The organism is Rhizobium sp. P1_C7 (genome assembly GCF_056406295.1).
Map to the genome: position 1 here is coordinate 55440 of NZ_JBFUAL010000002.1, position 15571 is coordinate 71010.

The window sequence follows — 15571 nt, forward strand, 5'->3', positions numbered from 1 at the left end:
ATCCACGGGTGTGACGGATCATATGATCCGTTGCGAGGAGATTTATGCGAATGAAGCAGGATGCGGTGCCGCCAGCGGCGGAAGGCGATTCGGTCACGACCGTAACCGATCGCCGCGCGCTGTTTGCTCTGCCCGGACTTGTTCTTGCCGGGGGTGCGCTTCTCTGTGCCACCCTGACGCTTTTTGTGCTTCTCGGACTGACCCCGATCGCGCCGACGTCGCCTGTCGTTATCACCTCCGTAGTGGTGAATTCCTTCTTCGTGCTGGGATTGATAGCCCTGATCGGGCGCGAGGTCTTGCGTCTCTTCAAGGCACGCAAGCGCGGCCGGGCCGCCGCACGACTGCATATCCGCATCGTCCTTTTGTTTTCAATCGTCGCGATAACGCCGGCGATCCTCGTCGCCCTTTTCGCCAGCATCACACTGAACGCCGGCCTCGACCGCTGGTTCGCGTTGCGAACGCAATCGATCGTCAGCTCCTCCCGCAATATCGGGCAGGCTTACATGATGGAGAACGCGAGCTATCTTCAGGGGCAGACCGTCTCCATGGCCAACGATCTGGAGCGCAATCGTCAGCTGTTCACCCTCGACCGCACCGGGTTCGCGGACCTGATGACCCGCCAGGCGCGGGGCCGCGGGCTTCTTGGCGCATTTCTGGTCGAGGCCGACGGTTCGGTCATGACACAGGCGGACATCAAGACGGAGAAGCCGTTGCCGGCAATCCCGACGGATGCCCTCAACAAGGCGTCTGCCGGGCAACCCACCCTCATCCCGCCCGGGGTTACCAATCTCGTCGGCGCCATCATCAAGCTGGAAGCGATAGACGGAGCATTTCTTTACACGGTTCGCGCGGTCGATCCCAAAGTCATGACCGCAATGCGGATGATGGAGGAGAATGCCAACGAATATAAATCGATGGAAGCGGGTCGATTCTCGCTGCAGATCGCGTTCGCCGTTCTGTACATTGGCTTTGCACTGATCGTTCTGCTGGCCGCGATCTGGACGGCGATTGCCGTTGCGGACCGTATCGTGCGACCGATCAGGTTGCTGATTACGGCCGCCGACAGCGTGGCCACCGGCAACATGGATGTCGTGGTGCCGGTGCATGTGGTGGATGGCGATGTTGCCAACCTGTCGCGCACCTTCAACAAGATGATTTCGGAAATTCGTACGCAGCGCGACGAAATCCTCGAAGCCAAGGACGAGGTGGACGATCGCCGCCGCTTCATCGAGGCGGTGCTGTCAGGCGTAACCGCGGCCGTCATCGGCGTCGAACACGACCGTCGCGTGACGATCGTCAACAGCTCGGCGGAAACGCTGATGGCACTGTCGGCCTCCCATATGCTGGGTAAGAACCTCTCCGAGATAGCTCCCGAAGTCGATCAGGTCCTTACGGAGGCGGCTGCGCGCTATCGCGGCGACTTTCGCAAACAGATCGCGCTCGTTCGCGGAGGAACGGTGAGGACGCTGAGCGTGCAGGTGACACGCGAAGAGGTGCGTGACCTGAGCGAATCCTACGTGATCACGCTCGACGACATTACCGATCTCGTGATTGCCCAGCGCTCGACCGCGTGGGGTGACGTTGCGCGGCGCATTGCCCACGAGATCAAAAACCCGTTGACGCCGATCCAGCTCTCGGCTGAGCGCATTCAGCGCCGCTTCGGAAAGCAGATCGATCCGGCGGACCGGGGTGTGTTCGATCAGTGCACCGAAACCATTGTCCGCCAGGTGGGAGACATCGGCCGTATGGTCGACGAGTTCTCATCCTTCGCCCGCATGCCGAAGCCGACCAAGGAGCCGAGCGATCTGCGCAAGATCCTGCACGATGCGGTCTTCCTGCGCGAGATGGGCAACAGCCACGTCACCTTCGCGCAGGAGTTGGGAGATGGTCCGCTGGAGGGTCAGTTCGACAGTCGTATGCTCGGTCAGGCGTTCGGAAACTTGATTAAGAACGCGGTGGAGGCGATCGAGGCCGTGCCGAGCAACGAGCGCGATGAGCGCAAGGTTCTCGTGCGTGCGTCACTCGATCCGGCGCGCGATCGATTTACCGTCGACGTGATCGACAATGGTCGCGGGCTGCCGGTGGAGAACCGCCATAGCATCCTGGAACCCTATATGACGATGCGCGAAAAGGGGACCGGTCTCGGCCTGGCCATCGTCAAGAAGATTATTGAAGAACACGGCGGACAGCTCGAATTGCACGACGCGCCCGCCGATTTTGACCGGGGACGAGGGGCCATGATCCGCGTGCATCTGCCACGCCTGGAAACAATGCCCGGAGTCCCGGCCGCAAGTGACAAGGAAAGCGCATATGGCCTCTGATATTCTGGTCGTCGACGACGAGCACGACATTCGCGAGATTGTTTCCGGCATTCTCTCCGACGAGGGGCACGAGACGCGCACGGCGCACGACAGCGACAGCGCGCTCGCGGCGATCTCCGACCGCGCGCCGCGGCTGATTTTTCTCGATATCTGGATGCAGGGGAGCAAGCTCGATGGCCTCTCGTTGCTAGACGAGATCAAGACGCGTCACCCCGATATCCCTGTCGTGATGATTTCGGGCCACGGCAACATCGAGACTGCCGTTTCGGCGATCAAGCGCGGCGCTTTCGATTTCATCGAGAAGCCGTTCAAGGCCGATCGGCTGATCCTGATCGCCGAGCGCGCGCTGGAAAACTCCAAGCTCAAGCGCGAAGTGTCCGAGCTGAAGCGAAAGGCCGGCGATCCCGTTGAACTGATCGGTACTTCAGTCGCAGTTTCGCAGCTGCGCCAGAACATCGAAAAGGTCTCTCCGACCAATAGTCGCATCATGATTCTCGGCGCCTCCGGTTCTGGCAAGGAACTGGTTGCGCGGATGATCCACAAGAAGTCGGCGCGATCGAACGGCCCGTTTGTCGCCCTCAATGCGGCCAACATCACGCCGGATCGCATGGAGATCGCGCTCTTCGGCACCGAGGGATCGCCAGGGCAGGCCCGCAAGATCGGCGCGCTTGAAGAAGCGCATCGCGGTATTCTCTATCTCGACGAAGTCGGTGAAATGCCGCGCGAGACGCAGAACAAGATCCTGCGCGTGCTTGTCGATCAGCAGTTTGAGCGGGTTGGCGGGTCGAAGCGGGTGAAGGTGGATGTGCGCATCGTCTCATCCACTGCCTATAATCTTGAAAGTCGTATCGCCGAAGGCTGGTTCCGCGAGGATCTCTACCATCGCCTGGCCGTAGTGCCGGTCCGCGTTCCGGCGCTGGCCGAGCGTCGCGAAGACATCCCGTTCCTGGTCGACCAGCTGATGCGGCAGATCTCCGAGCAGGCGGGCATCCGCACGCGTCGCATAGGCGACGATGCCATGGCCGTTCTGCAGGCTCATGACTGGCCAGGCAACATTCGCCAGCTTCGCAACAACATCGAACGTCTGATGATCCTGGCCCGCTCCGATGGACCGGACGCGCCCATTACGGCTGACATGCTGCCGACCGATCTCGGTGACATGCTGCCGAAAGTCTCGGCGAAGAACGACTACCACATCATGACACTGCCGCTCCGCGAGGCGCGTGAGATGTTCGAGAAGGACTATCTCATCGCCCAGATCAACCGCTTCGGCGGCAACATCTCGCGCACTGCCGAGTTCGTCGGCATGGAGCGTTCGGCACTTCATCGCAAGCTGAAGTCGCTCGGCGTTTGACAACAGGCGGCGCTTTTGCGCCGTCCCTCTTTCCTTCTGCGTCTTTCGACAATCAGGTTTTCCATGCCAAGAATAGCTTATGTGAACGGCCGTTACGTCAGGCATTCGAATGCCATGGTGCATATCGAGGATCGCGGGTATCAGTTTGCAGACGGCGTTTACGAGGTCTGCGAAATCAGGCAGGGCTATATCATCGATCTGACACGGCACCTGAACAGGCTGGACCGCTCGCTTGGCGAACTACGGATCGCCTGGCCGATGAGCCGCAACGCTCTGACATCAGTGATCCGCGAGACGCTGCGCCGTAACCGCGTGCGCAATGGGCTGTTTTACATGCAGGTCACCCGAGGCGTTGCGCGGCGCGACCATGTGTTTCCCGCGGAAGGCACGCCGCCCTCGCTGGTGATTACCGCAAAGAGCACCGATCCCGCAATCATCGCGAAGAAGAATGCCAACGGTATCAAGGCGATCACCGTTCGCGACAACCGCTGGGATCGCGTCGATATCAAGTCCGTCGGTCTCCTGCCGAATGCCATGGCCCGCCAGCAGGCAAAGGAGGCTGGAGCCCAGGAAGCGATCTACGTCGATGCGGACGGCATGGTGAAGGAGGGGGCTGCCACAAACATCTGGATCGTCGATCGCAATGGAACTCTCGTCACGCGACCGGCCGAGCATGGAATCCTGCGCGGTATTACACGCACCACGCTAGTGGATATAGCCGCTAAGCTGGGGTTGAAGATTGAGGAGCGAAAGTTCTCGGTTTCGGAGATGATGGGCGCGCGTGAAGTCTTCATTACAGCCGCTACGAGCATCTGCTTCCCGGTCGTTTCTGTAGACGGCCAGACGATCGCCAATGGGCATCCGGGCAGCCTCTCAGCGAAAATTCGAGAAGCATTTTTCGACGTTGCGGAAAAGATTGCGATTTGATACCAAGACGTTCTGGGCAGAGGGGATGAGGGTTGTCGGCTGCCTGCAGGCGAGGATGAATACTATTTCACCGGCGAGACCAAGCCGGCAATAAAGAAAGAATCGGCGCGATGGCGGAACGTTCTCAGAATTTGCAGGACTTGTTTCTCAATACTGTTCGCAAACAAAAGATTTCACTGACAATTTTTCTCATTAACGGTGTTAAGCTGACGGGTGTTGTCACCTCTTTCGACAATTTCTGCGTTTTGCTTCGCCGTGACGGCCACTCGCAACTCGTGTATAAGCACGCGATCTCGACGATAATGCCCGGCCAGCCGATGCAGATGTTCGAGAGCGAAGAAGCCGCTTCCTAACAGGACAACCCGTCATTTCGACACGCGATACCAAGAATGATTCAATAGTCCCGGAAGCGGTAAAGCACCGGGATGACATGCGTGCGACCGTTATCGTGCCTGTGCTCAAGAAGGCGCGCGGCGGACGCAATGCGTCTGATGGACAGGCGACGGTGACGCGGACGCCAGAAAGCCGCCTCGAGGAAGCAATCGGCCTTGCACAGGCGATCGACCTCGATGTTGTGAATGGCGTCATTGTGTCGGTCAATGATCCGCGCCCTGCGACGCTGATGGGCACCGGCAAGCTGGAGGAGATCAAGGCATCACTCGACGAGAACGACTCTGGTCTTGTGATCGTCGACCATCCCTTGACACCCGTCCAGCAGCGCAACCTCGAGAAAGAATGGAACGCCAAGGTCATCGACCGTACGGGCCTCATTCTGGAAATCTTCGGACGCCGCGCCTCCACCAAGGAAGGCACGCTGCAGGTCGATCTTGCGCATCTCAATTATCAGAAGGGACGCCTGGTTCGCAGCTGGACGCACCTTGAACGCCAGCGTGGCGGTGGCGGCTTCATGGGCGGCCCGGGCGAAACCCAGATCGAAGCCGACCGTCGCATGCTGCAGGACCGCATCATCAAGCTCGAGCGCGAGCTTGAGCAGGTAGTGCGCACTCGCCAGCTTCATCGGGCCAAGCGCAAGAAGGTGCCGCATCCGATCGTGGCGCTCGTCGGCTACACGAACGCCGGCAAGTCGACACTGTTCAATCGCATCACCGGCGCCGGCGTGCTTGCCGAAGACATGCTGTTTGCAACGCTCGACCCGACGCTGCGCCGCATGAAGCTGCCGCATGGCCGAACGGTCATTCTATCGGACACGGTCGGCTTCATCTCCGACCTTCCCACGCACCTTGTTGCCGCCTTTCGCGCGACGCTCGAAGAGGTGCTGGAAGCCGATCTCGTTCTGCACGTCCGCGACATGGCCGATGTCGACAATCAGGCGCAGAGCGCCGACGTGCTGCGTATCCTCAAGGACCTTGGCATCGACGAGGCAGAGGGTGAAAAGCGCATCATTGAAGTCTGGAACAAGATCGACCGCCTGGAACCTGAATTCCACGCGGTCCTCGTCCAGAAGGCGCAGGGAACTCCCAATGTCGTCGCAGTATCCGCTGTCAGTGGTGAGGGCATCGACGGTCTGATGGACGAGATCAGCCGCAGGCTGTCTGGCGTGCTGACCGAAACGACGGTAACGCTGCCAGTGGACAGGCTGGCGCTGCTCCCCTGGCTCTACGATCACGCGATCATCGATAGCCGGAACGACAACGAGGACGGATCGATTACACTCGATCTGCGCCTGTCCGAGACCGAGGCCGTCGAACTTGAGCGCCGACTGGGCAATGGTCCGAAGGCGCAGCGCGAAGATTGGGAGTAGAGCAATTCCAGCGCGCTTTCGCGATTCGAATAAAAGCGGATGTTCTCTAGCGGTCAGGCCAGCTGGCGTTCGATAGCCTTCGCTGCCTGCCAGATCTCTTCCATCCGTTCGAGAGTGGCCGCCTCCAACGTTTCGCCTTCTGCTTGAAGAGTTGTTTCAATGTGATTGAAACGGCGTCGAAATTTCGTGTTTGTCCCACGCAGCGCCTGTTCCGGGTCGGCATTAACGTGTCTGCCGATATTGGCGACGGCGAAGATCAGATCGCCGAGTTCGTCGCTGACCTTTTTCTGATCGCCTTCATTCAATGCCACGCGAAGTTCGCCGATCTCTTCCTCGATCTTGTCGAGGATGGGCTCGGGTGCCGACCAGTCGAAGCCGACTTTCGCAGCCTTTTCCTGAAGCTTCAGCGCCTCAGTGAGCGCGGGAAAGCTCCGTTGCACGGAGCCGAGAAAGCCCGCCTTGAAATCCCCGGAGGAGATCCCGCGCCTGGCACGCCGCTCCACGCGCTCGCGTTTCTCCGCCTGCTTGATCTCGTCCCACTGTTTCTTTACCGCGTCGGGCGTACCGGCATCGGAACGGTCGAAGACATGCGGGTGGCGGCGGATCATCTTGGCGGTGATTGCCTCGACGACGTCGCCAAAGGAAAATTCGCCCGCTTCCTCGGCCATGCGCGCGTGGAAAACGACCTGCAGCAATAAATCGCCGAGCTCCTCGCATAGGTCGTCCATATCGTTGCGCTCGATCGCGTCGGAGACCTCGTAAGCCTCCTCGATCGTGTAGGGCTTGATCGTCTCGAACGTCTGGACGATGTCCCACGGGCATCCGGTTTCCGGATTGCGCAGCGCCGCCATGATCTCGATGAGGCGTGAAATGTCTCTTGACTGTTCCATGGTATCTCAGTTCAGCGGAATGTCGTTGTCGCCTTTAGACGATTGATAGGCGTCCGAGAGGGCGTCGTAGCGCGCCTTGATCCGTGCCGTCTGGGTCTTCAATTCGCCCTTCAGGTCGTCGTTTTCGGTTGCCACGAGATCGGCGACGGCAAAACTGTTCCAGAAGGCGTTTCGGCGTCGGTAGGCGCCCGGCTCCAGGCCAAATACTTCCTTGAGAATCTTGAGGTCATGCGGGATCGCAAAGGCATCGCGCGAATCTTCGTGGCTGAAGAAATAGTAGAAATTATCGAAACCGGCCCAGGTGATTGCCGACATGCACATCGTACACGGCTCGTGCGTCGACAGAAAGATAAGATCCTTGGTGGCCGGTTTTTCGTCGAGTTCGTAGAAACGCTTCAGCGTGTGGACTTCGCCATGCCAGAGGGGATTTTCCAGCTCGTTGTTTGTTTCGGCCACGACGAGAGAAAGATCGGATTTACGCAGAATGGCGGCGCCGAAAACCTTGTTACCAAGGGCAACGCCACGTTCCGTCATCGGCAGGATGTCGTGCTCCATGACATTGAGCAGGCGAGCAGCGATTGTGTTATCAGACATGGCGATCTCCTTCGTTAGCGCACTCTATCGTCAGCGGCACAGCAGGCAAATGCCGATTTCGGCCGCCTACCGGATTTGTCACAGCCTTTATATTGCGTTGCGGCAGAAGCGGTGTGTTCCTGAAGCCGCACCGGTGACTTTTGCTCAAATCACTGACAAGCCGAGTAAAAGAATACGCGCCCGCGTGGGCTTTCGAATTTCTGTTTCTTCAATTGGCTGGGCGGACAGTGCATATTCCGGCAACTTCGAAATGGATTGATGATGCCCTCCAAAAGTGAACAGCTGTCGGTGTTTCCTGCTTTCTTCCGCGTTGAGGGCAAGGTTGCGGCCGTCTTCGGCAATGGCGACGAGGCCTTTGCAAAGGTGCGTCTGTTGTTGAACACGAAGGCGTGCATCGTTGCCTATGCTGACAGGCCGGAAGCGGATTATCATGCCTATCTGATCGCGAACCGGATCGAGACGGTGCGAGCGAGCTTTACTGTCGATCAGGTGCGCGGAGCCGTCCTGGTCTTCGCCGCGACCGGCGATGCTGCTCGGGATCGCGCGATCGTGGACGCAGCACGGATCGAGCGCGCGCCTGCAAACGCTGTCGATCAGCCCGATTATTGCGACTTTTTTACGCCGGCTCTCGTCAACCGTGCCCCCGTCGCGGTGGCGATCGGTACGGAAGGTGCCGGCCCAGTACTTGCTCAGATGATCCGCGCTCAGGTCGACCAGTTGCTCGCGCCGTCGCTCGGACGACTGGCGCAGCTTGCGATCAACTACCGCAGGGCCGTCGAGCATCTTGTGCCGAAAGGTGCAGCACGCCGCCTTTTCTGGCACCGTTTCTTTTCCGGTGCGGTTGCCGATGCCGTTGCAAACGAAAACCTGCCAAAGGCGAAACGTATCGCCATCGGTCTGCTGCAGTCCTTGGACGAGGTTCGGGGCCACGTCTGGCTCGTCGGCGCGGGCCCGGGTGCCGTGGATCTGCTGACGCTGCGCGCGCAGCGCGTAATGATGGAAGCAGATGTCATCGTTTACGACGCGTTGGTGCCGCAGGAAATCGTCGACATGGGCCGCCGCGATGCGGAACGTCTGTCTGTCGGCAAGCGCAAAGGCTGCCATTCCAAGTCTCAGGAAGAGATCAACGACCTGCTCGTCAATCTCGGCCGTCAAGGCAAGCGCGTGGCTCGGCTGAAATCCGGAGATCCGCTGGTTTATGGCCGGGCAGGTGAAGAAATGGCGGCCTTGCGTATCGCGGGCATTTCCTACGAGGTCGTTCCCGGTATCACCTCGGCTTTCGCGGCGGCTGCGGATTTCGAACTGCCGCTGACGCTGCGCGGTGTCGCGTCGTCGCTGGTCTTTACAACAGGACACGATCTGACCGGCGATGTCCTCCCGGATTGGGCAAGCCTGGCCGTCTCGGGTGCGACAATTGCCGTCTACATGGGGCGCACCGTCGCGGCCTCCGTCGCCGAGCGCCTGATGCAGGCGGGTCTTCCGCCGGAGACCACTGTCGCCGTCGTCGAAAACGCAAGCCGGCCGGATCGCCGGCTGCTGCACGGTGTACTGCGGGATCTTCCGGATCTTCAGCACCGCGACCAGTTGACTGGACCCGTCATGGTTATCATCGGCGACGCCGTCGCAGGCGCCAATTTCGAACTGTCCGAACCGCTGGTACATGAACGCGCGCGGGTCGAGGAATTTGCAAGGAGTTGAATATGGTAGACAAGGTTCTGACCGCCAACCGGCTGACGGATGGCATTGCCGTATGGCTTGACGCCAACGGCGAATGGGTGACCTCGCTGCAGGACGCGCTCGTTGCCCGTCACACAGAAGCCGTTACCGCACTAGAAGAAATCGGCAAGAAGTCCTATGCCGACAACAAGGTCGTTGACGTCAGTGTCATCGAGGTTCAGGAAACCGACGGGGTTCTTTGGCCGTTGCGACTTCGCGAGCGTATTCGCGCGCAGGGTCCGACCATGGAATATGCGCCGGGCTACAAGCCGGCTGATCCCGAATTCATCGCAGTCTGAGGAAGCAGATGTACCGTTACGACGAATTTGACCACGCCTTTGTCGCCGAGCGCGTCGAGCAGTTTCGCGACCAGGTTCAGCGCCGCCTCTCCGGCGAGCTTGCCGAGGATGCGTTCAAGCCGCTGCGCCTGATGAACGGCGTCTACCTGCAGCTCCATGCCTACATGCTGCGCATCGCCATTCCTTACGGGACGCTGAGCTCGCGCCAGATGCGCATGCTCGCTCACGTCGCACGCACCTACGACCGTGGCTACGGCCACTTCACGACGCGCCAGAACCTGCAGTTCAACTGGCCGAAACTGTCAGACATGCCTGACGTGCTCGCCGAGCTTGCGACAGTCGAGATGCATGCCATCCAGACCTCAGGCAATTGCATCAGAAACGTGACGGCCGATCATTTTGCCGGCGCTGCCGCCGACGAAGTGGCCGATCCGCGTCCCTACGCGGAAATTCTGCGCCAGTGGTCGTCGGTTCACCCGGAGTTCTCGTTCCTGCCGCGCAAGTTCAAGATAGCGGTGACAGGCGCCGAGCGCGACCGCGCCGCCATCCAGGTCCACGATATCGGCCTGCACCTCAAGAAGAACGACAAGGGAGAGATCGGCTTTGCCGTTTACGTCGGCGGTGGCCAGGGCCGCACGCCGATGATCGCCAAGCTGATCCGCGACTTTCTGCCGGAAGAGGATCTGCTGTCCTACACGACCGCCGTCATGCGCGTGTACAACCTGCATGGCCGCCGCGACAACAAGTACAAGGCGCGCATCAAGATCCTCGTGCACGAAACCGGCGCCGAAGAACTGGCCCGTCAGGTCGAGGTCGAGTTCGCGCAACTGAAGGACTCGGATCTCAAGCTGCCGGAATCCGACGTTCAGGCGATCAGCGCCTACTTCGCACCGCCGGCTCTGCCCGAGCGCGCCGAAGGCTGGGAAAACCTCGCCCGCTGGAAGAAGGCCGATCCGGACTTCGCCCGCTGGGTGCAGCAGAACGTGCAGCCGCACAAAAATCCCGACTACGGCATGGTGACCATCTCGCTGAAGCCGATCGGCGGCATCCCGGGCGATGCATCGGACGGCCAGATGGAGGCGGTCGCAGACATAGCCGAAGAATACGCCTTCGACGAAATCCGCGTCAGCCACGAGCAGAACCTAATCCTGCCGCACGTTGCGCTCGCCGACCTCGAGGTCGTTTATCGCGGTCTGGTGGCAATCGGTCTTGCCGAAGCCAATGCCGGCCTGATCACCGACATTATTGCCTGTCCCGGGCTGGACTACTGCGCACTCGCCAATGCGCGCTCCATTCCGATTGCGCAGGAAATCTCGACCCGCTTCGGCGCGGCCGAGCGCCAGGCTGAGATCGGTGAGCTGAAGATCAAGATCTCCGGCTGCATCAACGCCTGCGGCCACCATCATGTTGGACACATCGGCCTGCTCGGCGTTGAGAAGAAGGGAGCGGAACTCTACCAGATCACGCTCGGCGGCTCCGGTGACGAACACACCTCGATCGGCGAGATCATCGGCCGTGGATTCGAGCCGGGTAAGGTGACGGACGCGATCGAGACCATTGTCGATACCTATCTGGGGCTCCGCAAAGATCCGTCGGAGATCTTCCTCGAAGCCTATCGCCGCGTCGGCGCGCAGCCGTTCAAGGACGCGCTCTATGGCTCGGCAGCGGAAGCGGCATAAGGAGAAGACGATGATAAAGATCTGGAGAGAAACAGGCTTCGTCGAGAACGATCCGTGGGTGATCGAAACGGAAGAACTGAAGGCAGGCGAGGGGCAGAAACCCCTTTTCAGCCTGGACGAGCTAATCGCCTGGGCGGAGGAAAGCAACGAAGTCAGCTTTGGCGTGCTTATCAAGCCAGCGGACGACGTCCACAGGCTCGGTCCTTATCTGGACCGGCTCGAACTTGTCGCGGTCGCATTCCCGGCATTCAACGACGGCCGCGCCTTCAGCCACGCAACGCTGCTGCGTGATCGGCTGGGCTATACCAACGAGCTGCGCGCCGTCGGCGACGTTCTGATCGACCAGGTGCCGCTGATGCTGCGCGTCGGCATCGACAGCTTCGCAGTCACCAACGAGACTGCGCTGAAGCGCCTTGCCGAGAAGCGTCTTCCGGCAATTCCGCATTATTATCAGCCCGCTGCCCGTGACGCCGACGCCGGCAAGAGCTATAGTTGGCGCCGTCAGGCGAAGCCGGCGGCATAAGGCCGGCTCGCCGTCATCAGTTGACGGAACGGTGCAATGAAGACATTCGAAGTAGCGGTAATCGGCGGCGGCCTGGCAGGCATGATCGCCGCCTTCGCTTTGGCGCGCGGCGGACGCAATGTAGCACTCATCGCGCCGCCGGCTCCAAGGGAGGACCGGCGCACGACCGCGCTGATGGATCAGTCGATCCGCTTTCTCGACCGGCTGACGCTTTGGGAAAAGCTGAAGCCCTCGGCAGCGCCGCTTGCCACCATGCGCATCATCGACGGCACGAATCGCCTGCTGCGCGCGCCGACTACAACGTTCCGTGCGGCCGAAGTAGGGCTCGAAGCATTCGGCTACAATTTTCCGAACAAGGCGCTGACGGAAGTGCTGGAAGCCGCGATTGCCGCGGAGAGCAACATCACGCGCTTCAGTGCATTGGCTGTCGCGATTGAGCTTACCTCTGATGCAGTCGCAATAACGCTGGCTGATGGCGATGTGCTCGTCGCCGGCTTTGCCGTGGGCGCCGACGGCCGCCGGTCGAAGCTGCGGGAAACGGTCGGGATCGGCGTACGCAACTGGTCCTATCCGCAAACGGCGATGGTCCTGAATTTCGCCCATTCGCTGCCGCACGAGAACATCTCGACCGAATTCCATACCGAGAGCGGCCCGTTCACGCAGGTGCCGCTGCCGGGCAACCGTTCGAGTCTCGTCTGGGTCCAGAACCCGTCGGATGCCGAAGCCCGCAACGAACTCTCGCCTGCCGAGTTAAGCAACGTCGTCGAGGAGCGGATGCAGTCGCTGCTCGGCAAGGTCAGCGTCGAGACTGGCGTCCAGGTCTGGCCGCTCTCCGGCATGATGGCGCACTGCTCCGGCAGGGGCCGCACGGCGCTGATCGGCGAAGCGGCGCACGTCTTCCCGCCAATCGGCGCACAGGGACTGAATCTGAGCCTGCGCGATGTGATGGTGCTGACTGAGGTTCTCTGCGCGCGTCCAGAATTGCAGATTGCCGCCGATGCCGGCGACCAGTTCGACCGCAAGCGCCGTACCGATATCATGACGCGCACTGCGAGCGTCGATCTCCTCAACCGCTCGCTGCTCTCTGATTTCCTCCCAATGCAGGTGCTGCGTGCGGCGGGCCTGCATATCCTGTCGGCGCTCGCGCCACTCCGCAGCATCGTCATGCGCGAGGGGCTCGAACCCGGTCGCGGTTTTCGGGGTATTCCGGCTGCGATCAGGGTGAGCCTAAGCCGGAAGAAAGCCTGATTTTATTGCGATCAGGAAGATCGACACGGTCGCGACCGAGAGTAGCGTGGTGATCAGGATCGTCGCCGAGGCGCGCTCCTGCCAGACGCCGTATTGCTGGCCGATGATGAAGACATTCGTTGCCGTCGGCAGTGCGGCGAGCAGGATGGCGGCATGGATCCATACCGGCTCGAACCCCCCGACTGCCGTGAGAGCCAAAAACACGACAATCGGGTGAATGATCAGCTTTGCGGGAACGATGTAGCCGATTTCGGCCGGTATACGTTTCAGCGGGCGGAGCGCCAGTGTGACACCCATCGCAAACAGTGCGCACGGAGCGGCTGCCTGCGCGAGGTAGTCGACAAACCGTTGGAAAGCGAGCGGCTGATCGACATGGAGGGCTGCTGCCACGAAGCCCAGCGTCGTCGACAGAATGAACGGATGGAGGGCCACTTTCCGGGCGATGTCGAAGACGAGTTGCGCAGGTGAACGTCTGTCGTCGCCCGCGGCTGCCATCAGGGCCGGCGCGACGATGAAGTGAAGCGCATTTTCCAGGCAGACGATCAGGGCGACCGGGACGGCGGCCTCTTCTCCGAGCGCCAGCAACGCCAGACCTGGCCCCATGTAGCCGATATTGCCGTATGCGCCGGCAAACGACTGGATCGTGCAGTCGGCAAGCGCGTTCCCGCGGATCCATCGTCCGATCGCAAAGAGGGCGATGAAGACCGAATAGGTAGCCGCCAAGTCCGTAACGATGAAATCGATCCGCGTCAGATCTTCGAAAGGCGTACGCGAGACGAGCTTGAAGAAAAGCGCGGGCAGGGCGGCGTAGATGATGAAGGTGTTCAGCCACCCGAGCGCGTCCGCCGGCTGTTTTGTGGCTTTTGCTGCGATGCAACCGATGAAAATCAAGCCGAAGAACGGCAACAGAAGACTGACGATATCGGCCAATTGCTGGTCCAGTGCGGATGGTCGGCGGAGTGCGAGGTATCCGCTTAGCCGATTTTCATCAGGATTGGAAAGGTCTGTTGGAACCAGATTGCGGCACCGCTGACGAATCCGAACATGAAGGCAAGGCCGGTCAGGATCAGGAACACGCCCATGACCTTCTCGACGGCACCGAGATGCCTCCGGAAGCGCACAAGGAAACCCATGAAGGCACTCGAGAAACCTGCCGCGATCCAAAATGGGATGGCAAGCCCCAGCGAATAGACGGCAAGCAAACCGGCACCGGAGCCGACCGTTTCGCGCGAGGCGGCGACGCCGAGGATCGCGCCGAGAACTGGACCGATGCAGGGCGTCCAGCCAAAGGCGAAGGCAAGCCCCATGACATAGGCCCCCGTCAGCGTCGCCGGCTTGCCGCCTCCCTGGAAGCGGGCTTCACGCGCGAGCAGCCCGATTCGGAAGAGGCCGAGGAAGTTGAGGCCCATGATGATGATGATAATGCCTCCAATCTTCGCCAAGAGATCGAGATGCTGGCGAAGTGCCATGCCGATGCTCGAAGCACCCGCGCCAAGCGCCACGAAGACGGTGGCAAAGCCAAGGGTAAAGAACAGCGCTGAAAGCAGAACGCCGCGCCGTACGTCAGGTGCGACCGTCACGGCGCCGCCGCCGCGGAACTGCTCGACGGAGATGCCAGCCATGTAGCAGAGATAAGGCGGTACAAGGGGCAGGACGCAGGGCGACAAAAATGAAAGCGCACCGGCAATCAAAGCGCTCAGCAAGGAAATATCGGCAATCGACACTCGGTATTCTCCGGAGGCAGGCAATATTGCGGGAAGTCCTACCGCAGCCGACCCGGTCCCGCCAATCACCTTTTCGCGCTTGGGCTGGCGCACGCATCATCGTCAGCGGCGCGTCGATCCCAGGCGCGCCAGCACCTCGTCCGGTATGCCGTAGCGCTGGATGACATCGCGGCTGTTTCGCAATCCGCAAATTTCGCGCTGCACGAACAACGCCCAAACGGCATCCGACGCTTCGTTTAGGAGGCTTTCCCTTGCGTTGTCGACTTGGCGTCCTGCGTCCCATGCCTTCAATCTGTGGAGCGCCGATTCGACCTTGCGCCCGTGGCGCCCAAGGGAGTTCGCGCGCTCTGCCATGAGCTCGTATTCAACGACATTGAACCCGCTTTCAACCGAAAAAGGTTGCCTTAGCGATTGCGGCGGACGAAAGCTCATTGAAACCCTCCACGGTCGCCCTGCGTCAAGGTGGCCAGCCATCACCAGAATTCCCACCCTTTCGGGCATCAATAGACGTATGAAAGTCTATTGCCGTCGTCG

General features: G+C 60.5%; 16 protein-coding genes. 11 read left to right on the forward strand and 5 right to left on the reverse strand.

Going from position 1 to position 15571, the window contains the following annotated elements; genetic code table 11:
• Positions 1 to 50 precede the first annotated feature (50 nt).
• From AC1D2R_RS03355 to hflX, 5 genes are all read left to right on the forward strand, one after another.
• Positions 51 to 2321 carry a sensor histidine kinase NtrY-like gene (locus tag AC1D2R_RS03355; RefSeq protein ID WP_477964764.1) on the forward strand — a complete coding sequence of 757 codons (2271 nt, stop codon included), beginning with the start codon at positions 51 to 53 and terminating at the stop codon, positions 2319 to 2321.
• The gene (gene ntrX / locus AC1D2R_RS03360) at positions 2311 to 3675 is read left to right on the forward strand and encodes a nitrogen assimilation response regulator NtrX (protein WP_477964766.1); all 1365 of its coding nucleotides are present in this window, start codon (positions 2311 to 2313) and stop codon (positions 3673 to 3675) included. The genes AC1D2R_RS03355 and ntrX overlap by 11 nt, the downstream gene beginning before the upstream one ends.
• A gap of 63 nt (positions 3676 to 3738) precedes the next feature.
• On the forward strand, positions 3739 to 4602 hold the full coding sequence (locus AC1D2R_RS03365) for a D-amino-acid transaminase (protein WP_477964768.1): 864 nt from the start codon (positions 3739 to 3741) through the stop codon (positions 4600 to 4602).
• A 110-nt stretch (positions 4603 to 4712) separates the two neighbouring features.
• Positions 4713 to 4955 (forward strand): RNA chaperone Hfq, encoded by a 243-nt coding sequence (hfq, locus tag AC1D2R_RS03370; protein ID WP_003539403.1) that lies wholly within the window; start codon positions 4713 to 4715, stop codon positions 4953 to 4955.
• A gap of 77 nt (positions 4956 to 5032) precedes the next feature.
• Positions 5033 to 6364: a GTPase HflX gene (gene hflX / locus AC1D2R_RS03375; RefSeq protein ID WP_477964770.1), complete on the forward strand. Its 1332-nt coding sequence runs from the start codon at positions 5033 to 5035 to the stop codon at positions 6362 to 6364.
• Positions 6365 to 6417: 53 nt separating this feature from the next.
• Here the strand turns inward: hflX and mazG are convergent, their stop codons facing one another.
• Both mazG and AC1D2R_RS03385 read right to left on the reverse strand, forming a co-directional pair.
• A complete protein-coding gene (mazG, locus tag AC1D2R_RS03380) occupies positions 6418 to 7254 on the reverse strand; it encodes a nucleoside triphosphate pyrophosphohydrolase (RefSeq protein ID WP_477964772.1) in 837 nt (278 codons plus the stop codon).
• Between the two features lie 6 nt (positions 7255 to 7260).
• Positions 7261 to 7848, reverse strand: a complete 588-nt coding sequence (locus AC1D2R_RS03385) for a nucleoside deaminase (protein WP_477964774.1) — start codon at positions 7846 to 7848, stop codon at positions 7261 to 7263.
• On the opposite strand from AC1D2R_RS03385, the gene AC1D2R_RS03390 reads away from it, so the two are divergent.
• Genes AC1D2R_RS03390 through AC1D2R_RS03415 form a run of 6 tightly spaced genes read left to right on the forward strand, consistent with a single transcriptional unit; the run spans position 7847 to position 13313 of the window.
• On the forward strand, positions 7847 to 8107 hold the full coding sequence (locus tag AC1D2R_RS03390; protein ID WP_477964776.1) for a hypothetical protein: 261 nt from the start codon (positions 7847 to 7849) through the stop codon (positions 8105 to 8107). The genes AC1D2R_RS03385 and AC1D2R_RS03390 overlap by 2 nt on opposite strands.
• Before the next feature lie 2 nt (positions 8108 to 8109).
• Complete coding sequence (cysG, locus tag AC1D2R_RS03395) at positions 8110 to 9546, forward strand: siroheme synthase CysG (protein ID WP_477964778.1); 1437 nt, start codon at positions 8110 to 8112, stop codon at positions 9544 to 9546.
• A 2-nt stretch (positions 9547 to 9548) separates the two neighbouring features.
• Positions 9549 to 9863, forward strand: a complete 315-nt coding sequence (locus AC1D2R_RS03400) for a DUF2849 domain-containing protein (protein ID WP_477964780.1) — start codon at positions 9549 to 9551, stop codon at positions 9861 to 9863.
• Between the two features lie 8 nt (positions 9864 to 9871).
• Positions 9872 to 11542: a nitrite/sulfite reductase gene (locus AC1D2R_RS03405; RefSeq protein WP_477964782.1), complete on the forward strand. Its 1671-nt coding sequence runs from the start codon at positions 9872 to 9874 to the stop codon at positions 11540 to 11542.
• Positions 11543 to 11552: 10 nt separating this feature from the next.
• A complete protein-coding gene (locus tag AC1D2R_RS03410; RefSeq protein WP_477964784.1) occupies positions 11553 to 12065 on the forward strand; it encodes a DUF934 domain-containing protein in 513 nt (170 codons plus the stop codon).
• 36 nt (positions 12066 to 12101) lie between these two features.
• The gene (locus AC1D2R_RS03415) at positions 12102 to 13313 is read left to right on the forward strand and encodes a UbiH/UbiF family hydroxylase (RefSeq protein WP_477964786.1); all 1212 of its coding nucleotides are present in this window, start codon (positions 12102 to 12104) and stop codon (positions 13311 to 13313) included.
• On the opposite strand, the gene AC1D2R_RS03420 is transcribed toward AC1D2R_RS03415, so the two are convergent.
• The 3 genes from AC1D2R_RS03420 to AC1D2R_RS03430 form a co-directional block, all read right to left on the reverse strand.
• Positions 13293 to 14243 carry an AEC family transporter gene (locus AC1D2R_RS03420; protein ID WP_477964788.1) on the reverse strand — a complete coding sequence of 317 codons (951 nt, stop codon included), beginning with the start codon at positions 14241 to 14243 and terminating at the stop codon, positions 13293 to 13295. The two genes, AC1D2R_RS03415 and AC1D2R_RS03420, sit on opposite strands and share 21 nt — an antisense overlap.
• 44 nt (positions 14244 to 14287) lie before the next feature.
• Positions 14288 to 15037 carry a cytochrome c biogenesis CcdA family protein gene (locus AC1D2R_RS03425; RefSeq protein ID WP_477964790.1) on the reverse strand — a complete coding sequence of 250 codons (750 nt, stop codon included), beginning with the start codon at positions 15035 to 15037 and terminating at the stop codon, positions 14288 to 14290.
• A 102-nt stretch (positions 15038 to 15139) separates the two neighbouring features.
• The gene (locus AC1D2R_RS03430) at positions 15140 to 15469 is read right to left on the reverse strand and encodes a DUF6665 family protein (RefSeq protein WP_477964792.1); all 330 of its coding nucleotides are present in this window, start codon (positions 15467 to 15469) and stop codon (positions 15140 to 15142) included.
• Between the last annotated feature and the right edge of the window lie 102 nt (positions 15470 to 15571).